Origin of the sequence: Chryseobacterium elymi (assembly GCF_003385495.1) — a bacterium.
In the GTDB taxonomy this organism is placed as follows: Bacteria; Bacteroidota; Bacteroidia; order Flavobacteriales; family Weeksellaceae; genus Chryseobacterium; species Chryseobacterium elymi.
The window spans coordinates 36133-57334 of record NZ_QNUH01000014.1 but is presented as its reverse complement, the minus strand read 5'-3'; the positions used below and the strand labels follow the sequence as shown (position 1 = coordinate 57334).

Below are 21202 nucleotides of genomic sequence, written 5' to 3'. Positions count from 1 at the left end.
CAATATGTGCTATTTTGGATAGTTTCTAATCTGGCGCATTATTTTAAATTTTAGTGATGCATATAGCTGCTGGGACCATTGGTTCCTTCAATTGATTCAGGTAGTATTCCATATTTGGTTCGTAAATCGACAGTACCCAATGTTTTCCCAGTCTCAATTTCAATGACACTGATGGTGCCGGAATTTAAGTTAGGAATATCCAACAGGTTATTTTGTACTGCTACAACTTCTTTTCCTTTTTTGGTTTTAAAGAAAACCATGTGATGTGCTCCTTTATCCGCGGTAAGGGTTTTTAAAAGCTTTAGTTGAGGAAGATTACTTATATCAAAGACCAAAACTTTTCCGGGATCTGCAAAACTTACATAAAGCCTGCTGTTATCATCGATGTACATTTCGAGTGCCCAACCTAATCCTTGTGTACTTCCGTCAAATATTTTACTAAAAGCATCATACTTCTTGGTTGCAGCATTGTATGGAGCAATCCAGATATCGCCACCCAGCATTGTCGTTGCAAGGGCATATTGCGGAAATTTTCCACGTAGCAACAGAACCTCGACAGGACTGGACATATCCGTTTGTGAGTCTGCTACCAGATAGGTCTCTTTTAATTCATAGGTATTCAGATCTAATAAAGTACAGGTATTTCCCATTCCGGTAGTAAGATCCGGGTGAATGGTTGAGGTGACCATCATTATTCCTTTTTCCTCATTAACAGAAATCCCATGCGGATACATAATAAATTGATTGGGATTGGTTTGAATCGGTGCTTTAATAGTTTTGATAAGCTGGTTGTTATTTGCGTTAAAAACACCTATACTGCCATCTCTTGGTCCTCCTGCCCCTCCCATGAAAGTCATAAAATATCTTCCATCATTGGTAAAAAACAAATTTTCTCCTACTGTATTCTCACCTGTATCAATAGGTGTTGCATTAACTAGTTTTGGCTGTCCGTTTTTGTCTTTTTCCGTTTTTATCTGGTAAAGATAACTCCCTCCTAAGGCAGTGGTAAATAATTTGTTTGCACTCTGATTATAATAAAGATGATGAGGCAGGACACCAATGCCTAATTCAAGTTGGCTGCTAATATGTCCAAAATTGGGGGCTTCAGGATCAAGCTCAATAACAGCTATTCCATCTGGTAATCCTTTCAGGCTTCTATAGTCAATGTAAAAAGAAGAATCGTGCGGAAGATCCGAATTATGGTTATCATTCTGACAATTAGAAAATGTTATTAAAATAATAAGAGAAAGTAGATTAAATTTAAATTTCATGGTTTTTTAGTTTTAATAGTTATTATTATAAATATAATATATTTTCACTAACAAACTAAAAATATCACACCAATGTGTGAATATTATTAAAAAACAACATTCAAAGTATCTTTTCTATTATATTTATTCAGATAGATTAATTGGAGACAGAAATTCTGATTTCCCTTACCAGAAAACAGGAATAAAAAAAGTAAGCAGGAGAAATATCCCTGCTTACCATCATATTATTTATGATACAATCTTAATCGACTGTTTTGACAGAATCAGAAAGGAGGTTGTTAAGCGAACTCAGTTCCTCTTCTGTAAGGTCACGCCATTTTCCAACAGGAAGATCCAGCTTGATGTTCATAATACGGATACGCTTCAGTTTTTTCACTTCATAACCGAGGTATTCGCACATTCTTCGGATTTGCCTGTTCAGTCCCTGAGTAAGAATGATACGGAACGTCATATCGTCGATTCTTTCAACTTCACATTTTTTAGTGACGGTATCCAGGATCGGAACACCATTCCTCATTTTATCAAGGAATTTGGGTGACATAGGTTTGTCAAGACGTACAATATATTCTTTTTCGTGGTTATTTCTTGCCCTTAGAATTTTGTTTACGATATCGCCGTCGCTGGTCAAAAGAATCAGGCCTTCACTGGGCTTATCCAGTCTTCCAATCGGGAAAATTCTTTTCGGGTGATTGATATAGTCAACGATATTGTTTTTTTCACGTTTGGTATCTGTAGTGCACACAATCCCCACAGGCTTGTTAAAAGCGATGTAGATAGGCTTATCCTGCGATTCACGGATCGGTTTTCCATCTACTTCTACAAGATCTTCATCAGAAACTTTGGTTCCCATTTCCGGGACCTTTCCGTTAATTGTTATCCTTCCTTCCTCCAAAAGTTTATCTGCGGCTCTTCTTGAACAATAGCCAACTTCTGATAAATATTTATTGATGCGCGTTTTTTCCATTAGTCTTCTCCGTAACCTCTATAATTTTCACTTCCAGTATCGTTAAAAATACGATTTAATTATAAATTTTCAAATCTGTACTCGTTTTCTAAAAAATCAGCAGTCGCATTTTCAATCGCATAATCTCCGATTTTTGTGCGCCTAAGCTGTGTAAGATAAGCCCCCACTCCCAGCTCCTGCCCAATGTCATGAGCCAGACTTCTGATATAGGTACCTTTTGAACATCCTACCGTAAAGCTGACCAAAGGAAATTCAATGTTAATATCTTTAATGTAGAAGATTGTCGTTTTCCTGGATTTCATTTCAACTTCTTCTCCTGCTCTAGCTAAATTATAAGCTCTCTGTCCATCAATTTTTATGGCTGAGTATACCGGAGGTTTCTGCTCTATTTCCCCAACGAATTTTTCAAGAGTTTCTTTGACTTGCTGTTCTGTAACGTGGGCAATATTCTGATGAAGGATCTCTGGTTTTTCCGTATCATAGGATTCTGTCTGTACTCCTATTTTGATTTCTGTCCAGTATTCTTTGGGAGCATCCTGAATTTCGGGAATTTTCTTTGTAAATTTTCCGCAGCAGACAATAAGCAGACCGGTTGCTCTCGGATCTAAGGTTCCTGCGTGGCCTATTTTAAATTTCTTGGGAAGATTAAATTCTCTTTTGAGTTTATATTTCATTTTATTGACAGCCTGGAAAGAGGTCCAGTCCAAAGGTTTGTCCAATAAAAACACATATCCTGATTGCAGTTCTTCAGCTGTCATTATTCTAAAATTTCGGTAATACTTACTAAGCTTGGCAGCTTATTGACCTTCTGTTTGCAATCAGGTCCATTTTCTACATTAACAAAGCATTTTTTATCACCTATGAAGTAGTATATATTCTGAAAAGGGTATACCGAATTATTCGGGGCAATATTCACTGTATAATTTTCAGGTAAATTAAATTTATAACTGGTTTTGCTAACAGATGTAATTTTCTGACGGTAACATTTTCCTTCTTTGGAATATTCCATAAAAGGTTTGTGGTCCAGTTTTTCGTCCGGGACAAGCTCCTTACAGATCAATAGATCTTCAGCAAGATTTTTTTCTTTCAGCTCAACGAAAAATTCTATTCTTTCTCCTGTATTATTTTTCACAAACAGCGTATGTGCCGGAGCACAGGACACAATCAGGCCGGAAAAAGCCAATATTTTTAAAATATTACTTTTCATAGGCTTATTTAAAGAAATAGAAATAAATCAACAAAGCAATTCCTACAAAAATACGGTACCAGCCCCAAGGTTTGAAACCATATTTATTAAGTACTCCGATGAATGCTTTAATGGCGATCAACGCCACAATAAATGCGACAATATTTCCTACCACAAAGATCATAATGTGATCCTGAGATGCCATGATCATTTCATATCCTTTCTGAGGGTGTGCGGTTTCTTTCCCCCATGTTTTCAGGAAAACGGAATATACCGTTACTGCCAGCATTGTCGGAACGGCCAGAAAGAAAGAAAATTCTGCAGCAGCCTTTCTGGTCAGCCCCTGTGACATTCCTCCAATAATAGAAGCTGCACTGCGGCTGGTTCCCGGCATCATTGCAAGACACTGCCAGAAGCCTATTGTGATTGCTTTTCTTATGGTAATCCCTTTTTCATCATCAATTGTAAGGTTCTTGAACCATTTGTCTGCGAAAAGAAGGACCACACCTCCCAATACGAGCACTGAAGAAATGGCAATCTGGTTTCCAAGGACGGATTCAATTTTATCATCAAATAAATACCCCAGAACCAATGCCGGAACTACTGCAAAAGCAAGTTTATAATAAAACTGAAGATTTTTCAGATCAAAAAACTTTTTCCAATACGCTACTACAACAGATAAAATAGCACCGAACTGAATGGATACCTGAAACATTTTCAGAAATTCATCATCCTGCAGACCCAAAAGGTTCGCTGCAAATCCCATGTGTGCCGTAGAAGAAATAGGAAGATACTCTGTAAGCCCTTCAATAATAGCAATAATGATTGCTTTAATTAAATCCATATTTTGTGTATATAAAAAATTTAAAGATTAAAAGATTCTGAAATGTAGAAAGTCTTTCTAAATTCCTTAACCCTTTAATCTCTAAATAAAGAATGTATTGATTTTATTTTCTTTTTAAAATAGCATAAACTTCTATTCCAAAGCCTATCACTATAAACAGTGGCGCAATTCTGATCCTGCGGATGGAAAAAATACCGTCATTCCATGAATTAGGATCAAATTTACCGTCTACCGTATTAGCATCCGGCCCCATCATCAGCAGGAAACCTACTACGATGAAAGCCAGCCCTATCAGCATCCACTTGAAGTTCTGCTGTCCGAAGTAAAAGGTATTTTCCTGTTGTACTTCGGTTTCCTTGCCAAACTCTGAAGCGGCGAATTTATTTGTTTTTTTGCTCATTATTAAGAGTAATATAAGTCGTCAACGTTTGATTTTAAGAATCTCCATGTAGCGAAAATGGTACTTAAAACAGAAATAAAAATCCCTACACCAAGCACTAATACAATCAGCCAGAAGTACTGGTTGTTATCCTGTACGAAAGCTGAACCAATCTGGCTTGTAAAATAATACCAAACTCCTCCCAGTGCCAGAAGTCCAATCACTGATCCGATAGCCCCTAAAATAATGGCTTCGATGATAAACGGCTTAAGGATGAATCTTCTTTTTGCCCCAACGAGCTGCATCGTTTTAATGATAAATCTTTTGGAGAATATTTTGAGTCTGATCGAGTTGTTAATCAGCACTACAGCCAGGACAAGAAACAGAATAGAGAATCCCAGGATCCACTTCAGAATTCTGCTGAGGTTGTTATAAACATCTACCATCAAAGTACTGTCGTTCTTAACATCTATAATACCAGGAACGGCTTTGATCACTTTAATTGCCCCATCAATTTTTGCAGGATCTACGTATTCTGGCTTTAACGCAACTTCGATAGACGAAGGGAAAATATTTTCCTCAAAAAGTGCATCGCTGTCTATCCCCATTGTTTTTTTGGCTTCTTGAGCCGCCATGTCCCGTGAGATATAGGTTGCTTTTTTTACAGGAGCTAAGGTCTGTACCTTTTTAAAAGTTTCTTCTTCTAGTTTTGCAATCTTTACAGAATCTTTCGCATCATAGTTCTCATCAAAATAAGCATTCACGACCAGCTGCTCTTTAATATAGTCGGAATACTTTTGGGCATTGATTAAAATAAGCCCCATTAATCCTAACAAAAATAACACTAATGCGATACTTATTACGACTGTAATATTGCTTGACCGAAGCCTTTTCTTATTAAACTCATCTACAGATTTAGCCATTAATATTAAAATTTTTGGCTAAATTAGAAAAAATCTTCCGAAATTTGGGACGAAATAAAGAAAATCATTGTTAATAAAATCATAAAAAACTTTGAGTGTAAAAGCAAAAAAACATCTTGGACAGCACTTTCTGACAGATGAAAATATCGCGAGAAAAATCGTGGAAGGTCTTAGTTTTGAAGACTATAAAAATGTCATGGAAGTAGGTCCGGGAATGGGCGTCCTTACCAAATATCTGTTTGAAAAAGAACAGACCATCTATCTGGCAGAGATAGATACCGAATCTATTGAATACCTAAAAAAGAATTATTCAAAGATCACAGAAAATACTTTTGTAGGAGATTTTCTGAAACAGGACTTTCAGTTTATTAATGAAGAGCAGCTTGCCATTATTGGTAATTTCCCTTATAATATTTCTTCACAGATTCTTTTTAAAATCGTTGATTATTATCAGCAGATCCCTGAAATGGTAGGAATGTTCCAGAAAGAAGTTGCAGAAAGAACAGCTGCGGTACCCAGAACTAAAGATTACGGTATTCTCTCTGTCCTGATCCAGGCATATTATGATGTATCGTATTTGTTCACTGTTCATGAGAATGTATTTAATCCGCCCCCGAAAGTAAAATCAGGAGTTATCCGGCTGACAAGGAACCCAAAAGAAGGCCTGGCCGGAAATGAAGTTCTTTTTAAGCAGATCGTAAAAGCAGGGTTTAACCAGAGAAGAAAAAAACTTTCAAATTCATTGAAAATATTGAATATTCCTGAAGCTTTAAAGACCCACGACTTCTTAGACAAGAGAGCAGAAGAACTTAGCGTCCTGGATTTTATAGGCTTCGCCAATCTCTGGAAGCAAAATCAATAAATAGTTCTGTTTGAAAAAAATAAAAAGCCTTTCAAGTGAAGTTGAAAGGCTTTTTTATACACAATTCTATATCTTACTCGCGATTCTTGAGCATGATCCATCCGGACCAGTTCATCTGAACTTTTGACTTAGGATATTCGAAATTAAACTTATACCAGTAAGTTGCTGTAGAAAGTTTTTTTCCACCCACTGTTCCATCCCATACAGGCTTTTCTTTAGAGAATCTGAACATTTCCACTCCATATCTGTCAAAAACAGATCCTGTGAAATTTTTGAATCCAACCAATGCTGTAAGGTCCAGAACATCATTTACTCCATCATCATTAGGCGTAATGATATTATTGATCTGCAGGGTATAGAAATCAAAGGTTCCCACACAATGGGTTCCCACCCTTCTCACCAATACGGTATAATTCGTATTGTCTAAAAGGCCTGTGAAAACATTAGACGCCTGCCATGTAATTCCATTATCAATAGAGTATTCTAAAGTACTTGGAGTATTGTTCATCATAGGATTTTCGGCAATAATCGTCACTGTTTTTTTAGCACTTTCATAGCTCACTGCTGTTACATAAGGAGTAGCTGCCCCTCCTACCTTAGCCGTGAAAATCTTTTTACAGAATCCATTATCCACTTCCACCGTATAAATACCCCAGCTATCCGCAGTAATGGTTTGTGTTGTAGCTCCCGTACTCCATAAGTATTTATAATTAGGTCCTGCACCTGCATCTAAAGTAATACGGTCACCAAGACACATTTCAACATCTTTTAAAGGTGAAGTAATCTCCGGAGTAACCTCGACTTTTATAGTGGCAGGATTTACTGAACGACAACCTTTTGTTCCTACTGCATAAACAGTGAATGTAGTAGTCTGGTGCAGGGTTACGGTTTGTGTATTCCCAGTACCGGGGAAATTAACCCATTGGTATGTTACACCACCTTCAGCGGTTAATGTAACCGTTTCTCCGGGACATACTTTTATTCTGGAAGATTTTACACCTGCTACCGGAGTAGTTTCTTTGAGTAATTTTAATTCTATAAGCTTGCTGCAGAAACCTCCGTTTGAAACTACAACATAAAGAATCTGCCCATCTGTACCGTTATAATTTAAAATATTCTGAATATAATTATCGTTCTGAGCCACAGCATCAGCCTGATTTACATAGAATCTGAACACAGCTCCCGGTGTTGGGCTTATTGACGGCATAGCATTCGTCAGGTCAAACGTGGTAATATCAGGCGTAGAACACAGTAAAAGCGTAGCATCCTGTGCCTGCGGAGTAGTTCCCCCGTGAATTTCTATGGTTGCTTTACCCGGACAAGGATTTCCGGGAACACTTACTTCAATGGTGTACAGTCCGGGCTGTACAGCAGTAATTGTATTGGTAGTGGCACCAGTTACCGGAGCTCCGTTTAAATACCATTGGTATAACAAGTTAGGATCACTTACTGACGCGGTGATCACCTGCGGCTCATTATCGCAGACATTGATCTCTGAAGGTAATGTAGCACCGTTGGGATCAAGAAGTTCTACACCGATATTAAATGATCCTCCTTCCAAAAATACAGCAGAATCCCAGCCATGATCTTCAAAGCTTCCCGGTGCATAATCGGCAACAACCATTTTAAAGTGATATTCCTGCCCTGCCACTACAGTCGCGGTTGCAGTAAGAGGAATTGTTCTTCCTTCAAAATTTGTTTCAATATTGCCTGTATTATATCCTCCAAAATACTGTTCATTAACTGCAGCACAACCGCCGCCGCCAGGAATCAACGGGTGGATATTAGTAATACTTACAGGACCGGCACCGCCCGGAAGTACCGCCATATTCTGATAAGGTCCTCCTGATGTCGGTCTAAGCAAAATGGCAAAAGCATCTGCATACTGACATGGGAATGAGCCGGAGTACTCCTCCGAAGCCAAAATATAATTAAATTTAATCTGTGATGTTGTAGGGACAAAGTCAAATTCCAAAAGAACAGCATCGGTAAGCGTTCCGGTAGATCCAATAGCCTGCGCAAGGTCTGAATCTGTACCACCACCATTATTATCACTCAGGTTTCCTTCAGGTCCATTTCCTGCCCGTCTTGCTTTTCCTGTAGAAAGTACAATTCCATCCTTGAACGGAAAATTGGTAGTTCCTTTGTGGAAATATCCCCAGGATCTGTCAGCATCTGTCACGGCATGGTTAGGTGTAATTTTCACATTGGATACAGTAGGCGTTACACAAGTGTTTGTGCCTGAAGAGATCAGGACATCTTTTACCAGCTGTGTAATGGAATAGCTGGATTCTGCATATCCGGGAGTATTTACATCAATAAAACTACCTGCTTTTTGAGTAACTGATCCGCCAGGCTTATCTTTAGGAGGTTTTCGGGGTCCGGCTGTTTGTGAAAATAAAAATGTCGAAACGACTAAGAAAAATAAAAGGAATAGTAGATTTCTTCGCATAATACTTTTGTTTCAACAAATTTAATTTATTTCTAAATATATCCTATATTTTTTATAAAATTTTTAATATAAAAAAAACAAACCTCCCAAATATGGAAGGTTTATCTATTAGTTTCTATTTTTTAGCAATATCCAGCCTGACCGCTGCTCCAGCTTTTTGCTGGCCGGGTTTTCCCATTGTACCTTATACCAATAAGTGCCTGTAGGGAGGTTCATTCCTTTTGAAGAACCTGTCCAGACAGCATCGGTTTTGGTTGCCCGGAAAAGTTCTGCACCATACCGGTCAAAAACGGATGCCGCAAAATTATTGTATCCCCTGAGCCCTGAAAAATCTATTGTGTCATTTACACCATCCATATTGGGAGTTATGGCATTACTGATTACAAATGTGAAGTAATCCAATGAGGTACTACAATTTGCATCTTTTACTCTTACCATCACATGGTAATTTGTATTATTTAAAACATTATAAAATATATTGGACGACTGCCATACCACACCTCCATCTATTGAATATTCCAATTCACCCCCTGTAGGATTGCTTGCTGTAAGGGTAAGCACATGATTAGCATATACTATATTCGTGAACTGAGGAAGATCTGGATTTAATAATTTTCCAGTGAAAGTTTTAGAACATACACCATTACTGATGGTAACGGTATAGGTTCCGGGAACATTGGTAGATATAGTCTGGGTCGTTGCGCCTGTACTCCATAAATAAGTATAGTTAGTACCAGCACCGGCATCCAGGACCCCTGTGTCTCCGGCACATACATATACATCCTCTAATGTAGATACAATAGCCGGCACCACTTCAATGATTACTTTTGCAGGCAGTACAGAGCTACAGCCATTACCTCCTAATGCATACACTGAGTATTCCGTAGTAACTGTTGGCGAAACTACCTGAGTATTTCCGTTTCCGGGAAGTCCTACCCAGTTATAGGTAATTCCTCCGGTAGCCGTAAGGGTAACGGATTCTCCGACACATATTTTTGATTTGGATGCAGATATACCTGCTGTTGGTGGTCCCACTATTACAGTAACTGTTGCCGGAGTTGCGGAAACACATCCGTTAGCTGCTACTGCAAATACTTCATATACCGTAGTAACAACCGGAGAAACCACCTGGGTATTTCCGTTTCCGGGAAGTCCTGTCCAGTTATAAGTTACACCTCCTGAAGCAGTCAATGTTACTGACTCTCCGACACATATTCTAGGTTGGGAGGAAACAAGAGTAGCGGTTGGCAAAGTTGTATTTTGTGTTACAGTAACTGTTGCTGTATAAGTACAGCTTAAATTTCCCGGTTGGGATACATTGGTAACTGTAAGTGTATAAGTTCCTCCTGCATTAACTACAGGACTAAGCGTATTAGCGCCTGATACTATATTTCCACCTCCCGCTGCTGTCCATGTAATAGTAGATCCTGCAGGCACTACAGATGCGGAAGCATTTAATGTAGTCTGAGGCGTAGTACAGGTTATTTCCTGCGGTGCTGCTATCGTAAGTGTTGTTTCAGCTGTTCTTAGTAACTGAAGGGAAACCACGTAATGACATCCTCCGTTTTTCACCAATACATATATAGTTTGATTTCCTGGTGGCGAATAAGCTGTGGGCGTTGCAATAAAGTTAGCATTTCCTGCAAGAGCATCCGCCTGATTGATATAATAGGTAAAAGTAACACCTGCTCCTGCAGAAGTGATCTGGCTCTGGGCGGTTGTCAGGTCATAAGTAAGCCCCGGAGCATAACATTTATGCAATATAGCATCCTGTACAGTGATGGGCTGCGAAACTTCAATAGTAATTGTTGCGGGATTCTGAGACACACATCCATTGGCTCCTACAGCAGTTACTGTATATGTAGTAGTTGTAGTAGGTGATACTGTCTGAGTATTACCTGTCCCGGGAAGCCCCGTCCAGTTATAGGTGGCACCTCCAGATGCTGTTAAAGTTACCGATTCACCACTACATATCTGTATTTTGCTTGCTGTAAGTCCTGTAACAGGTGGAGCACTGTCTCCTGTAACTGTAACATTGGCAACAGCGGTACAGGTAACAGGTCCCGGCTGATACGTTTTTGATATTGTTAAAGTATAAGTTCCCGGAGCATTGATGACCGGAGTTAATGTATTTCCTCCCGAAACGATATTTCCCCCGGTTGTAGTCCAGTTAAAAGTAGATCCCGCAGGATAAACAGAAGCTGAAGCATCTAAGGTGGTTTGCGAGCTGGCACAGGTTAATACCGCAGGCGGCAAAATTGATGCAGTCATCTGAGGTGCTTTTACCAGCTGCAACTCAGCTACTTTGAAACAGAAGCCATTCTTAACACGAACATATATTGTTTGTCCCCCCGGACTTGAGTATGCTGTGGGGCCGGGAATGGTATTTGCATTTCCGGCAAGTGCATCTGCCTGGTTTAAGTAATATGTAAATGTTGCACCAGGCGTTGTACTTATAGACGCCTCTGCAGAAGGTAAATTAAATGTTGCATTCCCAGCAGCGTAACAGGCCGTAAGGGTGGCATTCTGTACGGTAGGGGAAGTACCTCCCACTACTGTAATGGTTCCTGTTCCCGGGCATGTGTTTCCCTGGATAAATACCTGAACACTGTATACTCCCGGCTGCGTAGCAGTATAACTAGGTCCGGTTTGGCCGGGAATAGGAATATTATTTAAAAACCACTGATAAGTAACGTTAGGAACCTGAACAGAGGCTGTAAATGTCTGAGGTGCATTATCGCACATATAGATCGTATCAGGAAGCTGCACTCCCGCAGGATCAAGAATTTTCACACCGATATCAAATGACCCAGCTTCCAGAAATACTGCTGAGTCGTAATTTCTATCACTAAAGTCAGCCAGGACCATTTTGAAGTGATAGGTCTGACCTGGAATTACAGTCGCTTTTGCGGTCAAAGGGACGGTACGTCCGTCAAAATTAGTTTCAACAATCGGGTTATTTATCCCTGCAAAATATGATGCATTAATAGCCGGACATCCGTTGGGAATTGCCGGGTGGATATTAGTTACACTCACAGGGCCTGCACCACCGGGAAGTACCGCGAGATTGGTATAGGTAGGATCAGTCGCTTTTTTTAACAGCAAAGCAAATCCGTCTGATTTGGTACATGCAAACTGGAACCCGGGAGCATATTCTTTGGATGCAAACAGGTATCTGAATGTAATTTCTGTAGAAGCCGGTACAAAATCAAATTCTATGTAGGTAGCATCTCTCAGCTCATTATTATTAATAGCCAAAGCTGTAGCCAAGTCTGTATCTCCAAAAGTATTCAGACCGTCATTTAAAGTCCCCTGATAAGTATTCCCTGCTTTTGCAGCGTATCCGGTTGAAAGAACAATTCCTTTTGCAAAAGGAAAAGCGGTGGTTCCTTTATTAAAAAATCCCCAGCTTCGGCCAGCATCATTAATTGATAAATTGGGAGAAACAGTGACGTTACTTACATTGGACGTGGAACAGGCTCCTCCGGAAATCAATACATCTTTTACCAGCTGTGTAATACTGAAACTCGACTCCGGATAATTGGGTGTATTTACATCTATAAAAACACCTGCTTTCATAGAGGTGGCATTAGCTTTTTTTGCAGGTATCGATGCTCTGTCTGTGTTTTGAGCAAAAACAAAACTGCCGATGAATGCAAAAAATAACGCCAAAAATAAATTTCCAATCCTCCTATTTAACATTTTATAGTATTTTAAACAAAAATACTATTTTTTTTGATTGAAACTTAATTTAACACAATTTACATTATCACTAATACAAGTTTATTTATTCTGCAATATAAATTTGCTTTGTTTAAAAATAATAAGAAAGGCTGACAGTTTTGTCAGCCTTTCTATAAATTATATAAAAGATTATTCTAAGTTTTTAAGAAGAATCCATCCTGTTTTCACTGTCGTCTGTTTACTGGCAGGATCCTGATAGGTTACCTGATACCAGTAAGATGCCGTAGGGAGGCGTTTTCCCTGGAAGTAACCATCCCAATATGGCCTGGTTTTTCCGGCTTTGAACACTTCTCTTCCGTAGCGGTCAAAAACAAAACCTTGAAAGTCTTTGTAACTGCTTACCCCGCTAAAATCAATGATGTCGTTTACGTTGTCTCCGTTTGGTGTGATCACATTTTTCATGACAAATGTAAAGTATTCCAGGAATCCCACACAGCTGGTATTCTTCACTTTGACACGGATAGATATTACGGTATTTTTAGGAACATTGGAAAATACATTGGACGCCTGCCAAGTAAAGCCGTTGTCTACAGAATATTCCAAGACCCCATTACTAGGGTTACTTGCTGTAAGAACCATTGTTCCGCTATCGTTATAATCAACTTTTATGATTTCGGGGACTGCCGCTCGTATTACCTGGGTTTTAAATTCTTTTAAACATACTCCATTACTGATCATTACGGTATATTCACCCGGAGTGGATACAGTAATGCCCTGAGTAGTTTCTCCCGTATTCCATTCATAGGTATAACCCGGTCCGGATCCGGCATCTAAAAGAATCATATCTCCTTCGCAGATTTGTCCTCCTTTCAGTGTAGATACGATAGCCGGCACTACATCAATGGTAATGGATGCAGGTTGTAGAGATTTACAGCCCTGTGCACCAATAGCATATACTGTATAGGTTGTTGTCTGGGATGGGCTTACGGTTCTTACTCCTCCGGTAGAAGAAGTATCTCCCCATTGATAGGTTACACCGCCTGCAGCTGTTAATATCATAGATTCCCCTTCGCAGATTCTCATTCTTGGAGCGGTAATCTGGGCAACGGGTGTTTCTTCTCTTCTTAACGTCAGGGTCACAATTTTACTGCAAAAAGCGCCGTTGGAAACGACTACATATATAATCTGTCCGTCGGTACCATTATAGTTGGTAAGATTCGTGATAAAATTGTTGTTTTGAGCTTGCGCATCTGCCTGATTGGCATAAAAATGAAATACGGCACCCGGTGTTGTGCTTATCTGAGGTTTTGAGTCTTCTAAATTAAAAGTGCTCAGAGTAGGAGTAGCACAGAGTTTAAGTATTGCGTTTTGAGCTGTTGGCGAAGTTCCCCCTATAATCGTAATATTGGCTTTCTGACATTCTGTTCCGTTAACAAAAGTTTTTACTTCATATACCCCGGGTGAAGTGGCTATATATACAGCACTGGTTGCATTAGGAATCACTACGCCGTTTTTATACCATTTGTAGGTCATTCCCGGCACAGTTGTTACCTGTGCTTTTAAAGTCTGTGGTGTATTATCACACATATTCAGGGTTTCACCCAAAGGATTTCCATTACCATCCACGATGGTCATTCCGATGTCAAATGATCCACCCTGTAGAAATACGGCAGAATCATAACTATTATCCACCGCATCTGCCATCACCATTTTAAAATGATAGGTCTGTCCCGGAACAACCGTCGCCGTCGCTGTAAGAGGAATAGTCCTTCCTATAAAATTTGTTTCAACATTCAGGGTATTCAAGCCTCCGAAGTATTGCTCATTAATGGTCTCTCCATCACATCCTACTCCCAATGGCACAATATTAAGAACACTTACCGGTCCTGCTCCGTTAGGCAACACTGCTAAATTTTCATAAGTTGGGTCACCTACTTTTTTCAGAAGAAGCGCAAAGCCGTCTGCAAAGTCACCACATGGGAATCCGCTTGTATATTCTTCTGAAGCAAATAAATAATTAAATTTCACCTGATTACTGTTTGGAACGAAATCAAATTCTAAGGATACAACATCTTTAAGATCATCCGGTGGATTAATGGCGGCTACCAGATCAGGGTCATTCATCCCGGCTCCCGGAACAATATCGCTTAATGTTGATGGTTCCAATCCATTTCCAGCTCTTCTTGCTTTACCGGAAACAAGCACAACTCCATCAGTAAAAGGGAAATTAGTGGTTCCTTTATGAAAATACCCCCATGCCCTTTCCGTATCTGTTGGTGGCTGATTCGGAGAAATAGTCACATTGCTCACATTGGGAGCCGCGCAGACAGACCCTCCGGAAATCAGTACATTTTTCACAAGCTGATCTATAGTGAATGCGGAAGGTGCATAAGTAGGTACATTTACATCAATAAACGCACCGGCTTTTTTACTCTGGATGCTAAACTTTTCGGATTGCGGCTTTCTGTTCACTTTCTGGGAAAATACAGAAACAGAAGCCAATAGAAACATCGTAACTAAAAAGTAATTATTCAGTCTATAATTGAACATTTTATTTTTATTTGTTCAAATGTAATAAAAATATCAATAAAAAACACGCTCTTTTAGTCAATTCAATTAATTTAACATCTATATTAATAATAAATTTATTTTATAATTGCATATTCCACAAAATTGGTAGGATTTAATTTTAAACTTGGAAATAAGCATAAAAAAAGCAGATCATCTGTACGGATGTTCTGCTTTTAATCTTGAAAACTATTCTCACTTATAATTTATATTATTCTTTTTTCAGCTGATCTATTTCTGTTTGAAGCTGGCTGATAATATCTTTTAAAGCCTTGATCTCATTCTTATTGGAATTGACATTACTTTTCAGAATGACATTTTTGGCTCTTTCATTATGGTCTTCCTCATCTTCATCTTCGTTGATCTCTTCAATATCTTCCTGGATATCTTCAATGTCTTCATTAATTTCCTCGATGTCCTCGCTGATCTCTTCAATATCTTCGCTAATCTCCTCAATATCTTCCTGAATGTCTTCAATATCTTCACTAATCTCCTCAATATCTTCCTGAATGTCTTCAATCTTTTCGTGACTCTTGTTCACGGACATCTGAATAAAAATAGCCAGATAAATAGCCTCAAGAGAAACTACCGTTGTAAGGATAAGAAGCATCTTATCAAACTCAACAATATTGAGCATTGGCAAAAGAAATGAGGTGATAAAAAATAAGGTATGAACGATGAGTGACGGTATAGATCCCACCCACCAGGTAATACCGTTCGCAATTTTTTCTAAAGCGTCTATTTTTTCAGTTTCTTTTTTCATCCTTTATCGGTGTTATAATAGTTCTTTGGTGACTCCAAGCCCAAACAGGGCGAAATCATACTTAGCCGGATCATTTTCATCAAACTTCCTGATGGCTACATCCAGTTCCTCCACGGTTTTCCAGTCATTCTGTGTTCGGGAAACCAGCCCAAGCTTTCTGGAAATATTTCCTGTATGTACGTCTAACGGGATTGAAAGATATTTCTGATCTATATTTTCCCAAATACCAAAATCTACGCCATGTTTGTCTTTTCTTACCATCCACCGCAGAAACATAATAATTCTTTTGGAGGAAGAGTTTTTATAGGGTGAGCTGATATGCTTGTGGCTTCTGTGTTTCTCCGGTTCCAGAAAACTGCTTCTGAATCTTTCAATAGCATGCTGAAAATTAGTTTCCTGATCTTTTACTGTAAATAAATTTTCCAGGCTCTCATTTTCTTTATAAATCTTATTGAACTGTCTGATGAAGTAAGCAAAATCCTGCCCGTTAAAGGTTCTGTGGATACTTTTTCCCTGAAGAATCTCAAGATCTTTTTCAGAATAATTCAGTACAAAATCGTAAGGAGAATTCCCCATGATATCAAGCATTTTATCCGCAGATTTGATGATTGATTTCCGGTTGCCCCAGGAAATAGTGGCCGCCAGAAAACCGGCAATTTCTACATCCTGTTTTAAAGTGAAACGGTGTGGGATCTGTATGGGATCATCTTCAATAAAATCAGGACTGTTGTATTGATCTGCCTTTTCATTCAAAAAGCTTTTTAATTCTTCAAAATTCAGCATACAAGGTTTTAAATTTTTACGCTTTCCAGTGCTTTTGGCAGAAAGGTATTGGGAAAAACATTTCTGGCTTCATCCGTAAATACGGTAAGGTCTGCATATCGGTTTGAGAAATGCCCCAGGATCAGTTTTCCCACTTCAGCCTTCTGGGCAATCATTGCCGCTTCCAGTGCTGTTGAATGCCCTGTATAGTCTGCCATTTCTTTCAGATCATGAAGGAAAGTGGATTCGTGATACAGAACTGTTACATTTTTAATAATCGGAAGCACCGTTTCAAGATATCGGGTATCGCTGCAGAAAGCATAGGAAACAGGAGGCACCGGGTCCAGGGTCAGTACTTCATTTTTGAGAACGTAACCATCGCTCAGCACGACATCTTTTCCTGCTTTTATATTATGGTAATCACAAGTTTCTATTTCGCTGTATTTGGCGATTTCCTTCATATTCAGATGCCTGTCTTTAGGTTTTTCTTTGAAAAGATACCCGTTACAGTATATTCTGTGATCCAATGGGATTGTATATACTTCTACCCTGTTGTCTTCATAAATTTTTTCGGAATAGTCTTTGTCCAGCTCATGATAAACCACTTCGAAACCACGATGCGTTTCTGTAATTGTAAAGATAGTTTCCAGCATTTTTTTAATTCCTTTCGGGCCATAGACATGCAGTGGAGTATCTCTTCCAAGCAAACGGAAGGAGGCAATAAGACCGGGAAGACCGAAACAGTGGTCACCGTGAAGGTGTGATATAAAGATATGATTGATCTTTGAAAATCTCGCTTTCGCCTTTCTCAGCTGTACCTGGGTTCCCTCTCCGCAATCGATCAGAAAATGTCTTTCTTCCATTTCCAACAGCTGTGCCGTGGGTGAAGAATTAATGGTCGGAATAGCTGAATTAAAGCCTAATATCGTTAAATAAGTACTCAAATCAATAGTTTATTGTAACAAATGTACGACAGAAAATTTAAACATATCTTTTGGATATAAGTTTAAATACTGACCATCATAGAATTAATTATTCTTTTACTTTAAGGAAGTCTAGGAACAGATCCAATGCCTGTTTGCGATGGCTGATCCTGTTTTTGTCTTCAGGATTCATTTCTGCAAAAGTTCTGTCATGTCCTTCAGGAACGAAGATAGGGTCATATCCAAAGCCTTTGTGTCCTTTATTTTCTGTAAGTAAATTTCCATAAACTTTTCCTTCAAAATAACGGGCTCCATTCTCGTCATAATAGCATAGGACCGTAATGAAATAGGCTTTTCTATTTTCCTGACCTTGCAGCTCGCATAAAACCTTTTCGATATTTTTAGCAAAATCATGGTCTCCTGCATAACGTGCAGAAAAAATTCCAGGTCTGCCATCTAAAGCTTCAACGGCAAGTCCGCTGTCGTCCCCTAAACTGGGAACTCCGGTTTTTTCAAAACAGTATTTTGCTTTAATCAAGGCGTTCGCGTTGAAAGAGTCACCATCTTCTACAATCTCTTCATGAATATTATAATCGGTAAGGCTTTTTACTGTAAAATTATTTTCCAGAATCTGCTGGATCTCTTCTTTTTTGTGTTCGTTGTGTGTGGCAACCAATAATTCCATATCTATATTCATTTTTGCTCAATTTGTTTTTTCCATATTATTTGCGGTTGGTTTCTATCGCGAATTTTATTTAAATTTCAGCGTAATGTACTTTATACTTTTTTGTAAAAAGATAATAGAACAAAGAAAAAATTACAATCCCAGCAGCCAGAATAACCCATTCAGAAGTTTTGAACGCATCAGCAAAACTCTCGCTTTTGGTGTAGGTAATCAGCAATGAAGAACACAGGTTATTAAACCCATGCAACAGCATCGGCAGTAATAGGGATTTTGTTTTATAGTAAACCAGCCCCAATACACATCCCAGCAATACGGCTCCTACAAACTGCCATGGGTTTAAGTGCACCAGCCCAAAGATAACGGATGCATAAAAAATAGCTCTCCGTGGATCTACCCCTTTGTTGATAAGCCCTTTCTGGATAATCCCCCTGAAAATAATTTCTTCAAAAATAGGAGCCATAATCACGGTCATGATGATCATGATGACCGGCTCAAAAGTCAGCTGCTCCATAAGTTTTGAGAAAAACTCATAGTATTTCCCCCAAAACGGCCCTGTGGTAGGAATAAGAGATGTTATAAATTCTGAAATGAGCATCATTCCCATCATCATAGGAAATATCAGGAGGTAGGTAGAAAAATTCGTAGGAGAAAAGTTAAAGTTCAGTTTTTTCCCGGTTGAAGGTCTTACAATGAAAAAATCAAAAAAAGCAATAGCAGTCAGAAAACCTGCAGCATTGGTCACCATCAGGAACCATTCTTTCAGTTCGAGGTTTTCCTTAAAAGCAATTTTCCAAAAACTGCCGAAAAAAGACGCAGCCATTGTTCCTATAATTAATCCTGCCACTAAAACAACACCGCCAATCCATGTAAAGGTAAACTTCGGATACCTGCTATTCTCCATACTTTCTCTGTAAGTTTGTAAAAACAAAGATAATTTTTTTGAAGGCCTTAAGCAACTAAAAAAGGAAATTGTTGAAGCATGCTAATTTCAGGTTTGAGGGGAGAGGATTGAAGAGTCTTTGTATGTGAAGGTGTGGGCTTTTGCCCTTTTAACCTCAGTCAAGTCTTGGATTCAGTCTAAAACCTGATGCCTCAAATCTAAATTGGGAATATTAGCTTAACCCATTTCCCCCAACCCCTCAAACCGCATCCCAAACTCTCCAACTCTCCTCTTCTCAAATCTATAAAACGCCTCTTCTATCCCCCGCAACCATTTATTCCTGCAAATTATTTGAAACCTCATAAAAAATCCCGATTTTTGCAACTTCAAAATACACTATGTCAGACTTAATCAAAGAAATACAAAGAAGAAAGACTTTCGGGATCATTTCCCACCCGGATGCCGGAAAAACAACCCTTACGGAAAAATTACTTCTTTTTGGGGGCGCTATCCAGGAAGCCGGTGCAGTAAAGTCCAACAAAATAAAAAAAGGGGCTACCTCCGACTTTATGGAAATCGAAAGACAGAGAGGGATCTCCGTTGCAACTTCCGTATTGGCTTTTGAATATAAAGACCATAAAATCAACATCCTGGACACACCAGGCCACAAGGATTTCGCTGAAGATACTTACAGAACCTTAACAGCTGTAGACTCTGTGATCGTTGTAATTGACGTTGCAAAAGGGGTTGAGGAACAGACTGAAAAACTGGTTAAAGTGTGCAGAATGCGAAACATCCCGATGCTTGTTTTCATCAATAAGCTGGACCGTGAGGGTAAGGATGCATTTGATCTTCTGGATGAGGTGGAACAGAAATTAGGGCTGAGAGTAGTTCCGTTATCTATACCTATTGGTATGGGAAGTGATTTCCAGGGAATTTATAATATCTGGGAAAACAATATCCAGCTGTTCCTGGAAGAAAAGAAACAGAGAGTCGGTGAAACGGTTAAGTTTGATGACATTAATGATCCTTCAATAGATGAAGTGATTGGTGAAAAAGCAGCCCAAAACCTAAGAGATGAACTCGAGCTTGTACAGTCAGTTTATCCTGAATTCAGCCGCGAAGAATATATGAATGGTGATTTACAGCCGGTTTTCTTTGGTTCGGCTTTAAATAATTTTGGAGTGCGTGAACTATTGGATGCTTTTATTGAAATTGCTCCTATGCCCCAGCCTAAAGAAAGTGATGTACGACTTGTAAAACCGGAAGAGAATAATTTTACAGGATTCGTTTTCAAGATTCATGCGAATATGGATCCGAAGCACAGAGACAGACTTGCTTTTGTGAAGATTGTTTCGGGAACGTTCAAAAGAAATGAAAATTATCTGTTGGTAAGAGAAGGCAAAAAAATGAAATTCTCTTCTCCGAATGCATTCTTTGCTGATAAAAAAGAGGTTGTAGATGAAAGTTTCCCTGGTGATATTGTTGGTCTTCATGATACAGGAAGTTTCAGGATCGGTGATACATTGACAGGAGGTGAGAAACTGAGCTTCAAAGGGGTGCCAAGCTTTTCTCCGGAACATTTCCGTTATATCAACAACAGTGATCCGCTTAAAGCTAAGCAGTTGGCCAAAGGTATTGACCAGCTGATGGACGAAGGGGTTGCCCAGTTATTTACCCTTGAAATGAATGGCAGAAAGATTATTGGAACTGTTGGAGCACTTCAGTATGAGGTTATCCAGTACCGTCTGGAACATGAATATGGTGCCAAATGTACCTATGAGCCTCTTTCTATGCATAAGGCATGCTGGGTGGAGGCCGATGAAAAATCTGAGGAGTTTAAGGAGTTTGCGAGATTAAAGCAGCGCTTCCTTGCCAGAGATAAATATGATCAGCTTGTATTTTTGGCGGATTCTTCATTCACTATTCATATGACGCAGGAAAAATTCCCGAATGTGAAGCTGCATTTCATCAGTGAATTTCAACAAGACTAAATTGAATAAAAACAAAAAACCGTTCATGTGAACGGTTTTTTTATAGAATCTATTTGGATGAT

General features: G+C 39.0%; 17 protein-coding genes. 2 read left to right on the top strand and 15 right to left on the bottom strand.

The annotated features are described in order from the left end of the window. Window positions 1–50 precede the first annotated feature (50 nt). From DRF60_RS15495 to DRF60_RS15465, 7 genes are all read right to left on the bottom strand, one after another. Window positions 51–1271 carry a YncE family protein gene (locus DRF60_RS15495; protein ID WP_116012909.1) on the bottom strand — a complete coding sequence of 407 codons (1221 nt, stop codon included), beginning with the start codon at window positions 1269–1271 and terminating at the stop codon, window positions 51–53. 241 nt (window positions 1272–1512) lie between these two features. Continuing rightward, window positions 1513–2235 carry a 23S rRNA pseudouridine(2604) synthase RluF gene (gene rluF / locus DRF60_RS15490; protein ID WP_116012908.1) on the bottom strand — a complete coding sequence of 241 codons (723 nt, stop codon included), beginning with the start codon at window positions 2233–2235 and terminating at the stop codon, window positions 1513–1515. A 59-nt stretch (window positions 2236–2294) separates the two neighbouring features. After that, window positions 2295–2993, bottom strand: coding sequence for a tRNA pseudouridine(55) synthase TruB (truB, locus tag DRF60_RS15485; protein WP_116012907.1), 699 nt, complete (start codon window positions 2991–2993; stop codon window positions 2295–2297). Then, on the bottom strand, window positions 2993–3442 hold the full coding sequence (locus DRF60_RS15480) for a hypothetical protein (protein WP_116012906.1): 450 nt from the start codon (window positions 3440–3442) through the stop codon (window positions 2993–2995). Before DRF60_RS15480 ends, truB begins: the two co-directional genes overlap by 1 nt. 4 nt (window positions 3443–3446) lie before the next feature. Beyond that, the gene (locus DRF60_RS15475; protein WP_116012905.1) at window positions 3447–4265 is read right to left on the bottom strand and encodes an undecaprenyl-diphosphate phosphatase; all 819 of its coding nucleotides are present in this window, start codon (window positions 4263–4265) and stop codon (window positions 3447–3449) included. Window positions 4266–4368: 103 nt separating this feature from the next. After that, entirely contained in the window at window positions 4369–4665 is a 297-nt protein-coding gene (locus tag DRF60_RS15470; RefSeq protein ID WP_116012904.1) for a DUF3098 domain-containing protein, read from the bottom strand. Between the two features lie 2 nt (window positions 4666–4667). Beyond that, entirely contained in the window at window positions 4668–5567 is a 900-nt protein-coding gene (locus DRF60_RS15465; protein WP_116012903.1) for a cell division protein FtsX, read from the bottom strand. A gap of 91 nt (window positions 5568–5658) precedes the next feature. On the opposite strand from DRF60_RS15465, the gene rsmA reads away from it, so the two are divergent. After that, window positions 5659–6429, top strand: coding sequence for a 16S rRNA (adenine(1518)-N(6)/adenine(1519)-N(6))-dimethyltransferase RsmA (rsmA, locus tag DRF60_RS15460; RefSeq protein ID WP_116012902.1), 771 nt, complete (start codon window positions 5659–5661; stop codon window positions 6427–6429). Window positions 6430–6502: 73 nt separating this feature from the next. On the opposite strand, the gene DRF60_RS15455 is transcribed toward rsmA, so the two are convergent. The 8 genes from DRF60_RS15455 to DRF60_RS15420 form a co-directional block, all read right to left on the bottom strand. Further along, window positions 6503–8881: a choice-of-anchor L domain-containing protein gene (locus tag DRF60_RS15455; RefSeq protein WP_116012901.1), complete on the bottom strand. Its 2379-nt coding sequence runs from the start codon at window positions 8879–8881 to the stop codon at window positions 6503–6505. A 108-nt stretch (window positions 8882–8989) separates the two neighbouring features. Then, window positions 8990–12583 carry a choice-of-anchor L domain-containing protein gene (locus DRF60_RS15450; protein ID WP_116012900.1) on the bottom strand — a complete coding sequence of 1198 codons (3594 nt, stop codon included), beginning with the start codon at window positions 12581–12583 and terminating at the stop codon, window positions 8990–8992. 171 nt (window positions 12584–12754) lie between these two features. Then, complete coding sequence (locus DRF60_RS15445; protein WP_116012899.1) at window positions 12755–15115, bottom strand: choice-of-anchor L domain-containing protein; 2361 nt, start codon at window positions 15113–15115, stop codon at window positions 12755–12757. Window positions 15116–15344: 229 nt separating this feature from the next. Then, complete coding sequence (locus DRF60_RS15440) at window positions 15345–15896, bottom strand: DUF1003 domain-containing protein (protein ID WP_116012898.1); 552 nt, start codon at window positions 15894–15896, stop codon at window positions 15345–15347. A gap of 12 nt (window positions 15897–15908) precedes the next feature. After that, on the bottom strand, window positions 15909–16679 hold the full coding sequence (locus DRF60_RS15435) for a TIGR02757 family protein (RefSeq protein WP_394337466.1): 771 nt from the start codon (window positions 16677–16679) through the stop codon (window positions 15909–15911). An 8-nt stretch (window positions 16680–16687) separates the two neighbouring features. Then, window positions 16688–17602, bottom strand: a complete 915-nt coding sequence (locus DRF60_RS15430) for a ribonuclease Z (protein ID WP_116012897.1) — start codon at window positions 17600–17602, stop codon at window positions 16688–16690. 88 nt (window positions 17603–17690) lie between these two features. After that, the gene (rdgB, locus tag DRF60_RS15425) at window positions 17691–18278 is read right to left on the bottom strand and encodes an RdgB/HAM1 family non-canonical purine NTP pyrophosphatase (protein ID WP_394337465.1); all 588 of its coding nucleotides are present in this window, start codon (window positions 18276–18278) and stop codon (window positions 17691–17693) included. 58 nt (window positions 18279–18336) lie between these two features. After that, window positions 18337–19194, bottom strand: coding sequence for a CPBP family intramembrane glutamic endopeptidase (locus tag DRF60_RS15420; RefSeq protein ID WP_238640223.1), 858 nt, complete (start codon window positions 19192–19194; stop codon window positions 18337–18339). 350 nt (window positions 19195–19544) lie between these two features. On the opposite strand from DRF60_RS15420, the gene DRF60_RS15415 reads away from it, so the two are divergent. Continuing rightward, window positions 19545–21140 (top strand): peptide chain release factor 3, encoded by a 1596-nt coding sequence (locus tag DRF60_RS15415; RefSeq protein ID WP_116012895.1) that lies wholly within the window; start codon window positions 19545–19547, stop codon window positions 21138–21140. Window positions 21141–21202 lie beyond the last annotated feature (62 nt).